This window comes from Actinacidiphila guanduensis (assembly GCF_900103985.1).
Lineage (GTDB): Bacteria > Actinomycetota > Actinomycetes > Streptomycetales > Streptomycetaceae > Actinacidiphila > Actinacidiphila guanduensis.
On the sequence record NZ_FNIE01000007.1, the window covers coordinates 290,338 to 307,229 of the forward strand.

The following is a 16,892-nucleotide window of genomic DNA, read 5'->3' on the forward strand; positions in this document are numbered from 1 at the left end:
ATGGACGAGCGGCGCGGCATCTTCGGCGCCGAGGCCCGCTACGTCATCCCGCGCTTCGTGGAGCGCACCTCGCAGGGCGTGCGCGAGTACGACCCGTACGCCAAGCTGTTCGAGGAGCGCGTGATCTTCCTCGGCGTGCAGATCGACGACGCCTCGGCGAACGACGTGATGGCCCAGCTGCTGTGCCTGGAGTCGATGGACCCCGACCGCGACATCTCGGTCTACATCAACAGCCCCGGCGGCTCCTTCACCGCGCTGACCGCGATCTACGACACCATGCAGTTCGTCAAGCCCGACATCCAGACTGTCTGCATGGGCCAGGCGGCCTCCGCCGCGGCCGTGCTGCTCGCCGCCGGCAGCCCCGGCAAGCGGATGGCGCTGCCGAACGCCCGGGTGCTGATCCACCAGCCCTACAGCGAGACCGGCCGCGGCCAGGTCTCCGACCTGGAGATCGCCGCCAACGAGATCATCCGGATGCGCCAGCAGCTGGAGGAGATGCTCGCCAAGCACTCCACCACGCCGATCGAGCAGATCCGCGACGACATCGAGCGCGACAAGATCCTGACCGCCGAGGAGTCCCTCGCGTACGGTCTCGTGGACCAGATCGTGTCCACCCGCAAGTCGTCCGTGGGCGTCTGAGACACGGGTAGGCTGCTTCTTCCGCGGTTCCGCCCCTGGCCGTACTCCGCACTGCGTTCCGCGAGTACGCCCAGGGGGGCCCACACGGGGGGCGCGGCAAGGTACCGTCGATGAGAGAAGCACCAGGCTCCGTTGAAGGCCGGCGGAACCCAGGCGATTCCAGGTAAAGGGGAAAGACCTCGTGGCACGCATCGGTGACGGCGGAGACCTGCTGAAGTGCTCGTTCTGCGGAAAGAGCCAGAAGCAGGTGAAGAAGCTCATCGCAGGCCCCGGTGTGTACATCTGCGACGAGTGCATCGACCTCTGCAACGAGATCATCGAGGAGGAGCTCGCCGAGTCCTCCGAGGTGCGGTGGGAGGACCTGCCCAAGCCCCGGGAGATCTACGAGTTCCTGGAGAGCTACGTGGTCGGCCAGACGCCGGCCAAGAAGGCGCTCTCGGTGGCGGTCTACAACCACTACAAGCGGGTGCAGGCCGGTGAGAACGGCCGTCCCGGGCACGACGACTCGATCGAGCTCGCCAAGTCCAACATCCTGCTGCTCGGCCCGACCGGCTCCGGCAAGACGCTGCTCGCGCAGACCCTGGCCCGGATGCTCAACGTGCCGTTCGCCATCGCCGACGCCACCGCCCTCACCGAGGCCGGGTACGTCGGCGAGGACGTGGAGAACATCCTGCTGAAGTTGATCCAGGCGGCCGACTACGACGTCAAGAAGGCCGAGACCGGGATCATCTACATCGACGAGATCGACAAGGTCGCCCGCAAGAGCGAGAACCCGTCGATCACCCGGGACGTCTCGGGCGAGGGTGTGCAGCAGGCGCTGCTGAAGATCCTGGAGGGCACCACCGCGAGCGTGCCGCCGCAGGGCGGACGCAAGCACCCGCACCAGGAGTTCATCCAGATCGACACCACCAACGTGCTGTTCATCGTCGGCGGCGCGTTCGCCGGGCTGGAGAAGATCATCGAGGCCCGGGCCGGCGCCAAGGGCATCGGCTTCGGCGCCACCATCCGCTCCAAGCGCGAGCTGAGCATGGCGGACCGGTTCTCCGAGATCATGCCCGAGGACCTGGTGAAGTTCGGCATGATCCCCGAGTTCATCGGCCGGCTGCCGGTCATCACCAGCGTGCACAACCTCGACCGCGAGGCGCTGCTGCAGATCCTGGTCGAGCCGCGCAACGCGCTGGTCAAGCAGTACCAGAAGCTCTTCGAACTCGACGGCGTGGAGCTGGAGTTCGAGCGCGGCGCGCTGGAGGCCATCGCCGACCAGGCGATCCTGCGGCAGACCGGCGCGCGCGGCCTGCGCGCCATCATGGAGGAGGTCCTCCAGTCGGTGATGTACGAGGTGCCCTCCCGCCAGGACGTGGCCCGCGTCGTGATCACCGCCGAGGTGGTCCACTCCAACGTCAACCCCACCCTGGTGCCGCGCGACCCGCGCATGGGCCAGGGCGAGCAGAAGAGCGCGTAACACCGCACCGCCCGCGGGCGGAACGAAGGGGCGCCCCGGTCCTGTACGGACCGGGGCGCCCCTTCGTGGTGCCGGAACCGCCGTCGCCGGCGGGCCGGTCGCGGGTCAGCTGCCCGTCTCCACCTCGGCGTCGTTGCGCACCTTGGAGGTCAGGTCGCCGGCGTCCGCGACGGTCGGCGCGCTGCCGCCGCCGGCGATGGCCGCCTTCGGGTCGATCGGGATCACATAGGCGACCGTGCTGTAGTCGGCCCACACGCACACCGTGGTGTTGATGGTGATCGTCTGGCCCGACTCCTGGTCGGTCTCCTTGATCTGCTGGCACTTCATGACGGCGTCGCTCATCATGCCGGCCGGCTTGACCGACTCCGGGCTGCCGGAGGTCTCGACCTTCGTGCCGTTCTTCTTGTCCTCCTCGGTGCCCTGCTTGAGCATGGTGAACATGCCGTCCACCACCTTGCCGGGGTCCTTCACCGAGCCGTAGACGCCGGCGAAGTCCAGCAGCGTGCCGGTCTCCTCCGAGCCCTTCACGTAACCGGCCGACACCTGGGTCGGGTTGCTCACGCCCAGCGCCTTCAGCTTGGCGATGTCGCTGTCCTCGAAGCCGTCGTCGTCGCCGAAGTCCGAGGACTTGGTGTAGTCGGTGGCGACCGTCTCAGGGGTCGTCAGCTTGTACTTCTTGCCGTTGTCGGCCAGGGACGAGCCGTTGCCGCCACCGCCCTTGGTGGCGAAGAAGACGCCGGCGCCGACCGCGACCAGGGCCACCACCACGCCGATGATGATGCCGTTGCGCTTGCCGTTGCCGCCCTGCTGCGGCGGCTGCGGGTAGCCGTAGCCCTGCTGCGGGACCTGGCCGTACGGCGGCTGCTGGCCGTAGCCGGGCTGCGGGTAGGCGGGCTGGCCGTAGGGGGCCTGGGCGGGCGGCGCCTGCTGCGGGTAGCCGTAGGCCGGCTGGCCCTGCGGCGGCGCCGGCGGCTGCTGCGGCTGGCCGTAGCCGCCCGGCTGGGGCTGGCCGTAGCCAGGCTGCGGCTGGCCGTAACCGCCGGGCTGCGGCTGCCCGTAGCCGCCACCCTGGGGCTGCTGCCCGTACGGGTTCGGCGGCGGCTGGTTGAAACTCATGGGTTCGTCCCCTCCGTTAACGAGTCCGCCCATCCTCCCGGATGTCGTGGACGCCGCCCGCCTCAGGGGTGCAACTGATTGGTCACAAGGTTGCGCGCGGTGGCACCGGCCGGCCCGTTCGCCCGTCGCACCCCGCCGGCCGCGCGGACGAGCCGGACCAACTGATTCGTAACGCCCCGGCCGCCCGCCGTAGAATCCGTACCGTGACCGACAACACTCAGCGCGGCCCCGCGACCGGGCCCATCAGCGACCCCGAACTGCCGACCCAGTACACGCCGGCCGCGGTAGAGGGGGCGCTGTACGAGCGCTGGGTGGAGCGGGGCTACTTCGAGGCCGACGCCAAGAGCGACAAGCCGCCCTACGCCATCGTCATCCCGCCGCCGAACGTCACCGGCACCCTCCACCTCGGCCACGCCTTCCAGCACACGCTGATGGACGCCCTCACCCGCCGCAAGCGCATGCAGGGCTTCGAGGCGCTGTGGCTGCCCGGCATGGACCACGCCGGCATCGCCACCCAGAACAAGGTCGAGCAGCAGCTCGCCGAGGAGGGCAAGTCCCGGCAGGACATCGGCCGCGAGGCGTTCGTCGCGCGCACCTGGCGGTGGAAGGAGGAGTACGGCGGCCGCATCCTCGGCCAGATGCGCCGGCTCGGCGACGGCGTCGACTGGTCCCGCGAGCGCTTCACCATGGACGAGGGCCTCTCCCGCGCCGTCCAGACCATCTTCAAGAAGCTCTACGACGACGAGCTGATCTACCGCGCCGAGCGGATCATCAACTGGTGCCCGCGCTGCATGACCGCCATCTCCGACATCGAGGTGGACTACCAGGACGACGAGGGCGAGCTGGTCTCCCTGCGCTACGGCGAGGGCGAGGACTCCGTCGTGGTCGCCACCACCCGGGTCGAGACGATGCTCGGCGACACCGCGGTGGCCGTCCACCCCGACGACGAGCGCTACCGCCACCTGGTCGGCAAGCGGATCAAGCTGCCGTTGACCGACCGCACCATCCCGGTCGTCGCCGACACCCACGTGGACCCGGAGTTCGGCACCGGCGCGGTCAAGGTCACCCCGGCGCACGACCCCAACGACTTCGCCATCGGCCGCCGGCACGGCCTGGAGTCGCTGACGATCATGGACGAGCGGGCGGTCATCACCGCGCCCGGCCCCTTCGAGGGCCTGGACCGCTTCGAGGCCCGCGCGGCGATCGTCGAGGCGCTGCGCGAGCAGGGCCGCGTCGTCGCCGAGAAGCGCCCCTACGTCCACTCCGTCGGGCACTGCTCGCGCTGCAAGACCACCATCGAGCCGCGGCTGTCGCTCCAGTGGTGGGTCAAGGTCGAGCCGCTGGCCCGCGCGGCCGGCGACGCCGTCCGCGACGGGCGGGTCACGATCCACCCCAAGGAGATGGAGAAGCGCTACTTCGACTGGGTCGACGACATGCACGACTGGTGCATCTCGCGGCAGTTGTGGTGGGGCCACCGCATCCCCGTCTGGTACGGGCCGAACGGCGAGCAGATCTGCGTCGGGCCCGACGACGAGCCGCCGGCCGGCGAGGGCTGGACCCAGGACTCCGACGTCCTGGACACCTGGTTCTCCTCGGCCCTGTGGCCCTTCTCCACCCTGGGCTGGCCCGAGCAGACCCCGGACCTCGCGAAGTTCTACCCGACCGACGTCCTGCTCACCGGCCACGACATCATCTTCTTCTGGGTCGCCCGGATGATGATGTTCGGCCTGTACGCCATGGACAAGGAGCCCTTCCACACCATCGCGCTCACCGGCCTGGTCCGCGACGAGCACGGCAAGAAGATGTCCAAGTCCAACCCCAACTCGGTGGACCCGCTGACCTGGATGGACGCCTACGGCTCCGACGCCGTCCGGTTCACCCTGGCCACGGGCGCCAACCCGGGCGCGGACGTGCCCATCGGCGAGGACTGGGTCAAGGCGTCCCGCAACTTCGCCAACAAGATCTGGAACGCCACCCGGTTCGCGCTGATGAACGGCGCCACCGTCGAGGGCCCGCTGCCCGACGCCTCGCGGCTGTCGGCCGCCGACCGCTGGATTCTCTCCCGCCTCGGCAAGGTCGTCACCGAGGTCGACGCCTACTACGACGACTTCGAGTTCGCCAAACTCAGCGACGCCCTCTACCACTTCGCCTGGGACGAGGTCTTCGACTGGTACGTCGAGCTCACCAAGTCCGTCTTCGCCAAGGGCGGCGAGGCCGCGCAGACCTCCCGCCGGGTGCTCGGCGAGGTCCTCGACGTCACGCTGCGGCTGCTCCACCCGGTGGTGCCCTTCGTCACCGACACGCTGTGGACGACGCTCACCGGCCGCGAGTCCCTCGTCATCGCCGAGTGGCCGACCACGGTGTCCGTCCCCGGCGCCGGGTCGGGCGCCTTCCGCGACGAGGCGGCCGAGGCCGAGATCGGCCTGGTGCAGAAGCTGGTCACCGAGGTCCGCAGGTTCCGCAGCGACCAGGGCCTGCAGCCCGGCCAGAAGGTGCCGGCCGCCCTCGCCCTGGACGGCACCGCGCTGGCGCCGCACGAGGACGCCATCCGCCAGCTGCTGCGGCTGCTGCCGCCCGGCGAGGAGTTCCACGCGACCGCCACGCTGCCGGTCGCCGGCGCGAGCGTCGCTCTGGACCTGTCCGGCGTCATCGACGTGGCCGCCGAGCGCAAGCGGCTCACCAAGGACCTCGGCGCGGCCGAGAAGGAGAAGGCCGACACGACCAGGAAGCTCGGCAACGAGGCGTTCCTGGCCAAGGCACCCGAGCCGGTCGTGGCCAAGATCCGCACCAGGCTCGCCACCGCCGAGGCCGACATCGCCCGCATCACCGCGCAGCTGGACGCGCTGCCGCCGGCCTGAGCGGCGCCACCGCGCGCACCGGCGGGCCCGGACCCCGGGGTCCGGGCCCGCTTCCGTAGACTGAAGCTGTGAGCGAGCACCCCGAGGGCCCCTACGGCGACGCGGCCGACCCCGGCGACGGCCCGGACCGTATCGACGGTCCTGACAGCCTTGACGGCGCCGACGGCCTTGACGGCGACGGCAGCGACCGCGAGGCCGACATGGCCGTGATCGAGGCCGGCAGCCGCACCCTGCGCACCCAGGTCGCCCACCCCGCGCCCGAGGACGAGCTGCCCTCGCGCCCGGCCGACCCCGAGGTGGACCGCGAGCTGCGCGCGGTCGAGGAGGCCCTGCTCGACCGCTGGCCCGAGACCAAGCTCGACCCCTCGCTGGTGCGGATGCAGGCCCTGATGGACCTCCTCGGCGACCCGCAGCGCGGCTACCCGACGATCCACATCACCGGCACCAACGGCAAGACCAGCACCGCCCGGATGATCGAGCGGCTGCTGCTCGCCTTCGAGCTGCGCACCGGCCGCTACACCAGCCCGCATGTGCAGTCGATGGCCGAGCGGATCAGCCTGGACGGCGCGCCGATCCCCGCCGAGCGGTTCATCGAGGTCTACCGCGACCTGCAGCCCTACCTCGGCATCGTGGACGAGCAGCAGCCGCACCGGATGTCGTTCTTCGAGGTGGTCACCGGCATGGCGTACGCGGCCTTCGCCGACGCGCCGGTCGACGTCGCCGTCGTCGAGGTCGGCATGGGCGGCAGCTGGGACGCCACCAACGTGGTCGACGGCCAGGTCGCCGTCGTCACCCCGATCTCGCTGGACCACACCGACCGGCTCGGCTCCACGCCCGGCGAGATCGCCGTGGAGAAGGCCGGCATCATCAAGAAGGGCGCGACCGCGGTCCTGGCCCAGCAGCCGGCCGACGCCGCCCAGGTGCTGCTGCGCCGCACCGTCGAGCAGGACGCCACCGCCGCCCGCGAGGGCCTGGAGTTCGGGGTGCTCCACCGCGAACTGGCCGTCGGCGGCCAGCTGCTGACCCTCAAGGGCCTCGGCGGGGAGTACGACCAGGTGTTCCTGCCGCTGCACGGCGAGCACCAGGCGCACAACGCCGCCCTCGCGCTGGCCGCCGTCGAGGCGTTCTTCGGCATCGGCAGCGTCCACCAGCGCACCCTGGACCAGGAGACGGTGCGGGCCGCGTTCGCCGCCGTGACCTCGCCCGGCCGGCTGGAGGTGGTGCGCCGCAGCCCGACGGTGGTGCTCGACGCCGCGCACAACCCGTCCGGCGCCGCCGCCACCGCGGCCGCCGTCACCGAGGTCTTCGGTTTCTCCCGGCTGGTCGGCGTGGTCGCCCCCAGCGGCGACAAGGACGTGCGCGGGCTGCTGGAGGCGTTCGAGCCGGTCTTCGCCGAGGTCGTGGTCACCCGCAACTCCAGCGCCCGTTCGATGGACGTCGATGCCCTGGCGGCCCTGGCCGTGGAGGTCTTCGGCGAGGACCGGGTGCAGGTCGAGCCGCGGCTGGACGACGCCCTGGAGGCGGCCGTCACCCTCGCCGAGGAGGAGGCCGAGTACGCCGGGGCCGGGGTGCTGGTCACCGGATCGGTGATCACGGTCGGAGAGGCCCGGCTGCTGCTGGGCCGCAGGTGAGGCACGCGGTCGCGCGTGCTGTTGTGAACTGGCGGAGAACGAAGGGGCCCTGGCCATGCGGACGCTGTGTTCGAGCACGCTGATCGGCGAGTTCTTCGTCATCGGCTTCGCCGGGCTCGTCGCGATGAAGCATCCCGATCTGTCGATGGGCACCGTGTGGGGGGTGTGCGGGGCCGCGATGGTGGTGTGCGTGCTGCTGTGTGCCGTGGTTACACGCCCCTGGGCGCTGGCCATCGGCTGGGTCCTGCAGGCGGCCCTGGTGGTGAGCGGCTTCGTGATCGGTACGATGTTCATCCTCGGCGTCATCTTCGCCGCCCTGTGGTGGGCGTCGATCCACTACGGGCGCAAGGTCGACGACATCCGGGCCCGGCACGCCGCATCGGCCGCCTGACGACCGAGCCGGGCGTGCCTTGTAAGGTCGTCGTCACATCCGCTTGTCACACCCGGATGCAGCACATGCAGTACCTGCAGCACATGCCCGCACACGCCCCAGGAGCCGCCCCGTGTCCCAGCGCACCCTTGTCCTCCTCAAACCGGACGCCGTACGTCGCGGCCTGGTCGGCGAGGTGCTGGCCCGCATCGAGCGCAAGGCCGGCTGGACGATCAGCGCCATGGAGCTGCGCACGCTGGACCGGCCGACACTGGAGCAGCACTACGCCGAGCACGTCGGCCGCCCGTTCTACGAGCCGCTGGTGGAGTTCATGTCGTCCGGCCCGAGCGTGGCCCTGGTGGTCGAGGGCGAGCGGGTGATCGAGGGCGTGCGCGCGCTGGCCGGCCCGACCGACCCGATCGCGGCGGCCCCGGGGTCCATCCGGGGGGACTTCGGCACGATCGTGCGGGAGAATCTCATCCACGCGTCGGACTCCGAGGGGTCCGCCGAGCGGGAGATCAAGATCTTCTTCCCCGCGCTGGCCTGACGCCGCCGTATGCTTCGACCCCCGCCGGAGTGACGCCACCGGCGGGAACCGTGGAACCAAACACTCCGACACGGCGTCACCATTACTGAGGTCCGCTGTGTGTTCTGATGACAATGGCGTCGGAACCCCGACACACCGCGCCCGTGAGGCGCGACTACGATGGAACCTCCGCCCACGCTCGGGAAGGCCAGACGTATCCACATGGCGAACAACATGTCGTTCATCGGCCGTGACATGGCTGTCGACCTCGGGACCGCCAACACGCTGGTGTACGTCAGGGGCCGCGGGATCGTCCTGAACGAGCCGTCGGTCGTCGCGGTCAACACCAACACCGGCGGCATCCTCGCGGTCGGCGCCGAGGCGAAGAAGATGATCGGCCGCACCCCCGGCAACATCGTCGCCGTGCGGCCCCTGAAGGACGGCGTCATCGCCGACTTCGAGATCACCGAGCGCATGCTGCGCTACTTCATCCTGAAGATCCACCGCCGCCGCTACATGGTCCGCCCGCGGGTCGTGATCTGCGTGCCGTCGGGCATCACCGGGGTGGAGCGCCGCGCCGTGATCGAAGCCGCCACCCAGGCGGGCGCACGCACCGTGCACATCATCGAGGAGCCGATGGCCGCCGCGATCGGCGCCGGGCTGCCGGTGCACGAGGCGACCGGCAACATGGTGGTCGACATCGGCGGCGGCACCACCGAGGTGGCCGTGATCAGCCTCGGCGGCATCGTCACCGCCCAGTCCATCCGGGTCGCGGGCGACGAGTTGGACAACGCGATCATCCAGCACGTCAAGAAGGAGTACAGCCTCCTGCTCGGCGAGCGCACCGCCGAGCAGATCAAGCTCACCATCGGCTCCGCCCACGTCGGCAAGGACGACGAGGAGCACACCGAGATCCGCGGCCGGGACCTGGTCAGCGGCCTGCCCAAGACCGTGGTCATTTCCGCCGGTGAGGTCCGCAAGGCCATCGAGGAACCCGTCAACGCGATCGTGGACGCGGTCAAGACCACCCTGGACAAGTGCCCGCCGGAGCTGTCCGGCGACATCATGGACCGCGGCATCGTGCTCGCCGGCGGCGGCGCGCTGCTGCGCCGGCTGGACGAGCGGCTGCGCCAGGAGACGGGCATGCCGATCCACATCGCGGAGTCCCCGCTGGACTGCGTGGCGCTCGGCGCCGGCAAGTGCGTCGAGGAGTTCGAGGCGCTCCAGCAGGTCCTCGACGCCGCCCCGCGCAGATGACGGTGTGTGAGCGCACCCCAGCACACTAGCTCCGACCGGCCGCGGCCCCAGCGGCGGCGGGTCCGATGAGGAAGGCACGGACTGGCGCCCGTGAGGGACACAAAGGAGAGCCGGCTGCTGCTGGTACTGCTGGTCGTGGTGGCGTTCGCGCTCATCACCGTCGACATCCGGGGCGGTGAGAACTCCCCGCTGGACCGCCCCCGGCGCGCCGCCCAGGCCGCCTTCGGCCCGGTGGAGAACGCCGTCTCCGGCGTGGTCGACCCGGTCGGCAACGCCGTGGACGCCGTACGCAACTCCGGCCACCGCAACAGCACCATCACCCGCCTGCAGCGGGAGAACGCCGCCCTGCGGCAGCGACTCGCCGGCGACACGCAGACCAGGACGCAGGCCGCCGAGCTGGACAAGCTGCTCAAGGTCGCCGGCGCCGGCCAGTACACCGTCAAGGGCGCCCAGGTGATCGCGATAGGAGCGGCCCAGGGCTTCTCCTGGACCGTCACCATCGACGCCGGCAGCAAGGACGGCATCGCCCGCGACATGACCGTCATCAACGGCGACGGGCTGGTCGGCCGGGTCACCACCGTCGGCCCGTCCACCTCGACGGTGCTGCTGGCCAACGACCCCGACTTCACCGTCGGCACCCGGATGGAGAAGACCGGCGAACTCGGCTTCGCCACCGGCCAGGGCAACCGGCCGATGCGGGTCCAACTGCTCAACGGCAAGGCCGCGGTGCACGACGGGGACCGGCTGGTCACCTTCGGCTCCGAGGCCGACAAGCCGTTCGTGCCGGGCGTGCCGGTCGGCAAGGTTGTCGCCGTCGAACCCTCGGCGGGCAACCTCACCAAGACCGTCGAGGTGCAGCCCTTCGTCGGCTTCACCCGGCTCGACATCGTCGGCATCGTCGTCGTCGGCCCGCGGCACGACCCGCGCGACAGCGTGCTGCCGCCGCGGCCCACCACGCCGCCGCCGGCCGCCAAGAAGCCCAAGCCCGGCAGCACCCCGACGGCTCCGACAGCCACCGGCTCCGCCCTGCCACCGGGCGACGAACCGCCCGCATCACCCACGACGACCACCACCAGCACCATCTCCAACGGGGGCTGACCCATGCGACTGAACCGGATCGTGCTCTCCACCCTGGCGGTGGTGATCGCCCTGGTCGCCCAGGTCAGCGTGCTGGCCCGGCTGCACCTGCCCGGCGCCGTGCCGGACCTGCTGCTGCTGACCGTGCTCGGCCTGGCCCTGACCTACGGCCACGTCGGCGGCTGCCTGATCGGCTTCTTCGCCGGCCTGCTCGCCGACCTCGCGCCACCCGCCGACCACGCGGTCGGCCGCTACGCCCTGGTGCTGTGCATCATCGGCTACGCGGCCGGCCTCGCCAAGCCCGAGAGCGGCCAACTGCGCACCGCGGCGGGCCCGATGCTGGTGGTCATCGCCGCCGCCATCGCCACCACGCTGCTCTACGCGGGCGTCGGCAGCCTCGTCGGCGACACCGCCGGCGCCCATGTGGGCCTGGCCAAGCTGGTGTTCACCGCCACCCTCTACGACCTGCTGCTCGCGCCCTTCATCGTGCCCCTGGTGATGTCACTGGCCCGCAAGTTCGACCACGACCCGCTCGCCGAGGACGCCGCCGGCGGCTTCGGCGGCGGGTTCGGCGGCGGCCCGCGCGGCGGGTTCGGCAGCCGGTTCGGCGGTGCCGGCAGGTCAGGACCGCGCTTCCGCGGCCGCTCCGGCGCCATCACCCCGCAGCGCGGGCTGTTCGGCCGCGCCAAGGCGATCGGCTCGATGCCCAGGGGGGCCCGGCGATGAGCAACATCCCCGAGACCGGCCGCACCTCGCGGATCACCATCCGCCTGGTCGTCCTGCAGGTCCTGGTCTTCTCGCTGCTGCTGACCCTGGGCGGCCGGCTGTGGTACCTGCAGATCCGCAACGGCCAGGAGTACGACGCCAAGGCCGCCAGCAACCAGATCCAGCAGGTCGTCACGCCCGCCGTGCGCGGCTCCATCCTCGACGACCGCGGGGTGCCGCTCGCCGACAACGAGACCCGGCTCGTGGTCTCCGCCAACCGCACCGACCTGCTGGAGCAGGCCGACGACGGCACCGCGGTGCTCACCCGGCTGGCCGGCGTCCTCGGCATGAAGCCCAAGGACGTCGAGGACAAGGTCCGGCTCTGCGACGCCCACACCCCGCGCCCCTGCTGGAACGGCTCGCCCTACCAGCCGATCCCCATCACGGACGCGGCCACCACCCAGCAGGCGCTGCAGATCATGGAGCGCCGCGAGGACTTCCCCGGCATCACCGCCGAGCCCACCGCGGTCCGCCAGTACCCGAGCCCGGACAAGGCCAACGCCGCCCAGGTGCTCGGCTACCTCTCGCCGGTCACCGACAAGGAGGTCGCCGCCTCCGAGAAGACCGACAACCCGCTGCTGCGCTCGGACCAGATCGGCCGCTCGGGCCTGGAGAGCACCTACGACTCGCAACTGCGCGGCAAGGCCGGCGTCACCCGCTACCAGGTGGACAACCTCGGCCGGGTCATCGGCAAGGCCGGCGACACCCCGGCCGTCCCCGGCGACAACGTGGTCACCAGCATCGACGCCAAGGTCCAGGCGATCACCGAGAAGGAACTCAACGATGCGATGAAGGCGGCCCGCACGACCTACGACCCGGTCACCCACCGGAACTTCAAGGCCGACTCCGGCGCCGCGATCGTCATGGACAACCACACCGGCCAGATCATCGCCATGGCCAGCGAACCCACCTACGACCCCAACGAGTGGGTCGGCGGCATCTCCTTCAAGAACTACCAGGCGCTGACCGACGCCAAGTCCAACTACCCGCTGCTCAACCGGGCCATCCAGGGCGAGTCGGCACCCGGCTCCACCTTCAAGGTCGTCTCCACCTCCGCCGCCATCCGGGCCGGCTACTCCGAGGACGGCCCGTACGACTGCTCCTCGTCCTTCTCCATCGGCAGCCAGGTCTTCCACAACGACGAGAACGAGAGCTACGGCCCGATCTCGCTCGCCCGCGCCCTGGAGGTCTCCTGCGACACCGTCTTCTACGGCATCGCCTACGACCAGTGGAAGAAGGACGGCGGGACCGACCCCAAGCACCCCAAGGACTGGTTCTACAAGACCGCCCACGACTTCGGCCTCGGCGCCAAGACCGGTGTCGACATCCCCGGCGAGGTCAGCGGCCGGGTCCCGGACCGCCAGTGGAAGAAGGACTTCTGGGAGGAGAACAAGGCCGGCTGGTGCGCCACCGCCAAGAAGCACAAGAACGACCCGAACCCGCCGCTGAAGATCGCCATCGCCATCGAGAACTGCCCCGACGGCTATGTGCTGCGCGCCGGTGACTCGGTCAACTACGCGATCGGCCAGGGCGACACGCTGGTCACCCCGGTCCAGATGGCCCGCATCTACGCGGCCCTCGCCAATGGCGGCACCCTCTACCAGCCGACCATCGGCAAGGCCGTGGTGAGCCCCGACGGCAAGACGGTCACGCCGATCCGGCCGAAGGTCACCGGCAAGCTGCCCGACAGCAAGTCCACGCTGAGCTACATCAACCAGGCGCTGGCGGGCGTGGTCACCGAGGGCACCGCCGACTGGAAGTTCCAGGGCTGGCCGCAGGACAAGATCCCGCTGCACGCCAAGACCGGCACCGCCGAGGTCTCCGGCAAGCAGTCCACGTCCTGGTTCGACACGTACACCAAGGACTACACGATCGTCATGACGATCTCCCAGGGCGGCACCGGCTCCGGCGGCTCCGGCGAGGCCGTCCGCCGCATCTACGAGGCGATGTACGGCGTCCAGAAGGACGGCCAGAAGATCGACCCGAAGAAGGGCATCATGCCCCAGCCGGTCACCGCGCTGCCGAAGATGTCCGGCGACGGCGCCGCGGTCACCCAGGCCGCCGACACCGCCCGCTTCGACGACTTCTTCGCCAACACCCCGGCCGGCGGCCCCGCCCAGGACCCCGCCCCGGTGCTCGCCGCCCTCACCCCGACCAGGACCGAGAAGCTGCTGTACGGCAGGAAGTACACGTGATGAGCGCCCACACCTACGCCGTACGGCGCTTCAGCCCGGAGAAGTCCACCCTCGGCAAGCTCTTCGCCCGCGACTCCGCGGTGCGGCGGATGGACTGGCTGCTGCTGCTGGCCACCGTGGTGCTGTGCGGCATCGGCACGCTGCTGGTCTACTCCGCCACCCGCAACCGCACCAACCTCACCCACGGCGACCAGTACTACTTCCTGATCCGCCATGTGATGAACGCCGGCATCGGCGCGGGCCTGTGCATCGGCGCCATGGCCATAGGGCACCACCGGATGCGCACCATCGTGCCGTTCTTCTACGTGCTGTCCATCCTCGGCATCCTCGCGGTGCTCAGCCCGCTGGGCTCCACCGTCAACGGCGCGCACTCCTGGATCGTCATCGGCGGCGGCTTCTCCCTCCAGCCCTCGGAGTTCGTGAAGATCTCCATCATCATCGGCATGGCGATGGTGCTGTCGGCCAAGGTGGACGCGGGCGACCAGGTGCAACCGGACCACCGCACGGTGATGCAGGCGCTGGGCATCGCGCTGCTGCCGATCCTGATCATCCTGCTCATGCCGGACCTCGGCTCGGTCATGGTGCTCGGCGCGATCATCCTGGGCGTCCTGCTCGCCTCCGGCGCCTCCAACCGCTGGATCTTCGGCCTGATCGGCGCCGGCATCGTGGGCTCGATCCTGGTCTGGCAGCTGGGCATCCTGGACAAGTACCAGATCGACCGGTTCGCCGCCTTCGCCAACCCCGCCCTCGACCCCTCCGGCGTCGGCTACAACACCAGCCAGGCCCGGATCGCCATCGGCTCGGGCGGCCTGCTCGGCAAGGGCCTCTTCCACGGCAGCCAGACCAGCGGCCAGTTCGTCCCCGAGCAGCAGACCGACTTCGTCTTCTCGGTGGCCGGCGAGGAACTCGGCTTCGTCGGCGCGGCCTTCATCGTCGCGCTGATCGGCGTCATCCTCTGGCGCGCCTGCTCGATCGCCCGCAGCGCCACCGACCTCTACGGCACGATCGTGGCCGCCGGGGTCGTCGCCTGGTTCGCCTTCCAGTCCTTCGAGAACATCGGCATGACGCTCGGCATCATGCCCGTCACCGGCATCCCCCTACCCTTCGTCTCCTACGGCGGCTCCTCGATGTTCGCCAACTTCATCGCCATAGGGATGCTGCAGTCCGTCCGTATGCAGCGGCCGGTCTCCGCCTGACCGCTCCTGTCCCGGCGGGGGCCGTAGTACGGTCGGCGATATGGGCCGCTTCACGGAAACGGAACGCAAGTACGAGGCCGCCGGCAGCGATCAGCCCCCCGTACCCGACCTCGCCGGTCTCGCGCCGCACACCCGCGAGCTCCCGCCGGTGGAGCTCGACGCGGTGTACTACGACACCGAGCGCCTGGACCTCGCCGCCCACCGGGTCACCCTGCGCCGCCGCACGGGCGGCGAGGACGCCGGCTGGCACCTGAAGCTGCCCGCCCAGGGGCCCGACTCCGACTCCCGTACCGAGGTGCACGCGCCGCTGGAGGAGGACCAGGGCCGCGGGAAGGGCGGTGGCGGGGGCAAGCGCCGGCCCGAGGGCGAGGGGAAGCAGCGGGCCGAGGGGCCGGCCGGGCGCGGGGACGCCTACGAGCCCCCCGCCGTCCTCCGCGAGGAGACCGCCGCCTTGACCCGCGGCCGCGCCCTCGTCCCCGTCGTACGGCTGCGCACCACCCGGCGCCGCACCCTGCTGCTGGACGACGCGAAGAAGACGCTCGCCGAGATCGCGTACGACGAGGTGCGGGCCACACCAGAGGCGGGCCTGGCGGCGACCGGAAGCGTCCCCGTGCCGTCCGGCGACAGCCACTGGGCTGAGATCGAGGTCGAACTCGCCGACGGGGAGCCGGAGTTGCTGGACCGGGTCGAGGAGCGCCTGCTCGCCGCCGGCATCCGCCGCTCTGCCGCGCCCTCCAAGCTCTCCCGCGCCCTGGGCGGGCGCCGCCCCGCGCCCGTACCCGAACCGCCCGCCGCGGGGCCGGAGTCCACCGCGGGCGAGGCCGCCACCGCGTACCTCGGCGCCCAGCGGGCGGCCGTCCTCGCCCTGGACCCCGCCGTCCGCCGCGCCGAGCCCGACGCCGTGCACCGGATGCGGGTGGCCACCCGCCGGGCCCGCTCGGCGCTGAAGAGCTTCGGCCGCGAGCTGGCCCGCGAGGCCACCGACCCGCTCGGCGCCGAACTGAAGTGGCTCGCCGCCGTCCTGGGCGGCGAACGCGACCGCGAGGTGCTCGCCGAGCGCCTGGCCCGGCGGGTCGCCGACCTCGACCCGGCCTTCGTCGGCCCCGAGCTGCTCGCCCGCCTCGGCCTGCCGCCCGCCGGCACAACCGCCCGGCCCACCGCGCCCTCCTCCGACCGATCCTCCACGCTCTCCTCCGCCCGGTCGCAGGCGCACGCCGCCGTCCTGGCCACCCTCGACGGCGCCCGCTACTTCGCCCTCCTGGACGCGCTGGACGCGTTGCTGGCCGAGCCTCCGTACCTGCCGGGGGCCGCCGCCCCCGCCCGCACCGCCGTCGCCGCCGCCGTCCGGCGCGACCACCGCCGCCTCGGTGCCGCCGTGGAGGGCGCGCTCGCCCTGCCGCCGGGCGAGGAGCGCGACATCGCCCTGCACGAGGCCCGCAAGGACGCCAAGCGCGCCCGCTACAGCGGCGAGGCCGCGCAGACCGTCCTCGGCGAGCCGGCCGCCGCCCACACCGCCCGGATGAAGGCCGTGCAGCAACTGCTCGGCGAGCACCAGGACAGCGTGATGTGCCGCACCGCGCTGGCCGCCCTGCGGGCCGAGGCTGAAGCGGCGGGCGAGGACCCGGCGCCGTACGAGGCGATCGACCGGGCCGAACGGCAGGCCGCGGCGCGGGTGGAGGAGCGGCTGCCGGGCGTCTGGGCGGCCGCCGGGCACAGCGTGTGACGCACCGCGCCTCGGGTACTGTTGAGGGTCACCCTTCCGCCGCGGGACCGCCCGCGGGCGGTCGGTCCCGGAGACAT

The 16,892-nt window shown here is 71.2% G+C and carries 13 protein-coding genes; 12 read left to right on the plus strand and 1 reads right to left on the minus strand.

The genetic code is table 11. The features are described from left to right. Both BLR33_RS17510 and clpX read left to right on the plus strand, forming a co-directional pair. The gene (locus BLR33_RS17510) at positions 1–639 is read left to right on the plus strand and encodes an ATP-dependent Clp protease proteolytic subunit (protein ID WP_093785566.1); all 639 of its coding nucleotides are present in this window, start codon (positions 1–3) and stop codon (positions 637–639) included. A 181-nt stretch (positions 640–820) separates the two neighbouring features. Then, positions 821–2,101 carry an ATP-dependent Clp protease ATP-binding subunit ClpX gene (clpX, locus tag BLR33_RS17515; protein WP_093785416.1) on the plus strand — a complete coding sequence of 427 codons (1,281 nt, stop codon included), beginning with the start codon at positions 821–823 and terminating at the stop codon, positions 2,099–2,101. Between the two features lie 105 nt (positions 2,102–2,206). Here the strand turns inward: clpX and BLR33_RS17520 are convergent, their stop codons facing one another. Then, entirely contained in the window at positions 2,207–3,217 is a 1,011-nt protein-coding gene (locus BLR33_RS17520; RefSeq protein ID WP_093785417.1) for a hypothetical protein, read from the minus strand. Positions 3,218–3,420: 203 nt separating this feature from the next. Here BLR33_RS17520 and BLR33_RS17525 point away from each other — a divergent pair, with 203 nt between their 5' ends. The 10 genes from BLR33_RS17525 to BLR33_RS17570 all read left to right on the plus strand — a co-directional run bounded on the left by BLR33_RS17525 (position 3,421) and on the right by BLR33_RS17570 (position 16,815). After that, positions 3,421–6,075: a valine--tRNA ligase gene (locus tag BLR33_RS17525; protein ID WP_093785418.1), complete on the plus strand. Its 2,655-nt coding sequence runs from the start codon at positions 3,421–3,423 to the stop codon at positions 6,073–6,075. 68 nt (positions 6,076–6,143) lie between these two features. Further along, positions 6,144–7,706 (plus strand): bifunctional tetrahydrofolate synthase/dihydrofolate synthase, encoded by a 1,563-nt coding sequence (gene folC, locus BLR33_RS17530; protein ID WP_407639691.1) that lies wholly within the window; start codon positions 6,144–6,146, stop codon positions 7,704–7,706. 55 nt (positions 7,707–7,761) lie between these two features. Next, positions 7,762–8,097 (plus strand): DUF4233 domain-containing protein, encoded by a 336-nt coding sequence (locus BLR33_RS17535; protein ID WP_093785419.1) that lies wholly within the window; start codon positions 7,762–7,764, stop codon positions 8,095–8,097. 112 nt (positions 8,098–8,209) lie between these two features. Then, positions 8,210–8,623, plus strand: a complete 414-nt coding sequence (ndk, locus tag BLR33_RS17540) for a nucleoside-diphosphate kinase (protein ID WP_093785420.1) — start codon at positions 8,210–8,212, stop codon at positions 8,621–8,623. Between the two features lie 213 nt (positions 8,624–8,836). After that, complete coding sequence (locus BLR33_RS17545; RefSeq protein WP_093785568.1) at positions 8,837–9,859, plus strand: rod shape-determining protein; 1,023 nt, start codon at positions 8,837–8,839, stop codon at positions 9,857–9,859. Between the two features lie 90 nt (positions 9,860–9,949). Next, on the plus strand, positions 9,950–10,957 hold the full coding sequence (gene mreC / locus BLR33_RS17550) for a rod shape-determining protein MreC (protein ID WP_093785421.1): 1,008 nt from the start codon (positions 9,950–9,952) through the stop codon (positions 10,955–10,957). 3 nt (positions 10,958–10,960) lie between these two features. Continuing rightward, positions 10,961–11,662 carry a rod shape-determining protein MreD gene (mreD, locus tag BLR33_RS17555; RefSeq protein WP_093785422.1) on the plus strand — a complete coding sequence of 234 codons (702 nt, stop codon included), beginning with the start codon at positions 10,961–10,963 and terminating at the stop codon, positions 11,660–11,662. Then, the gene (mrdA, locus tag BLR33_RS17560) at positions 11,659–13,896 is read left to right on the plus strand and encodes a penicillin-binding protein 2 (RefSeq protein WP_093785423.1); all 2,238 of its coding nucleotides are present in this window, start codon (positions 11,659–11,661) and stop codon (positions 13,894–13,896) included. The genes mreD and mrdA overlap by 4 nt, the downstream gene beginning before the upstream one ends. Further along, on the plus strand, positions 13,896–15,092 hold the full coding sequence (gene rodA / locus BLR33_RS17565) for a rod shape-determining protein RodA (protein ID WP_093785424.1): 1,197 nt from the start codon (positions 13,896–13,898) through the stop codon (positions 15,090–15,092). The genes mrdA and rodA overlap by 1 nt, the downstream gene beginning before the upstream one ends. Before the next feature lie 40 nt (positions 15,093–15,132). Further along, positions 15,133–16,815: a CYTH and CHAD domain-containing protein gene (locus BLR33_RS17570; protein ID WP_093785425.1), complete on the plus strand. Its 1,683-nt coding sequence runs from the start codon at positions 15,133–15,135 to the stop codon at positions 16,813–16,815. Positions 16,816–16,892 lie beyond the last annotated feature (77 nt).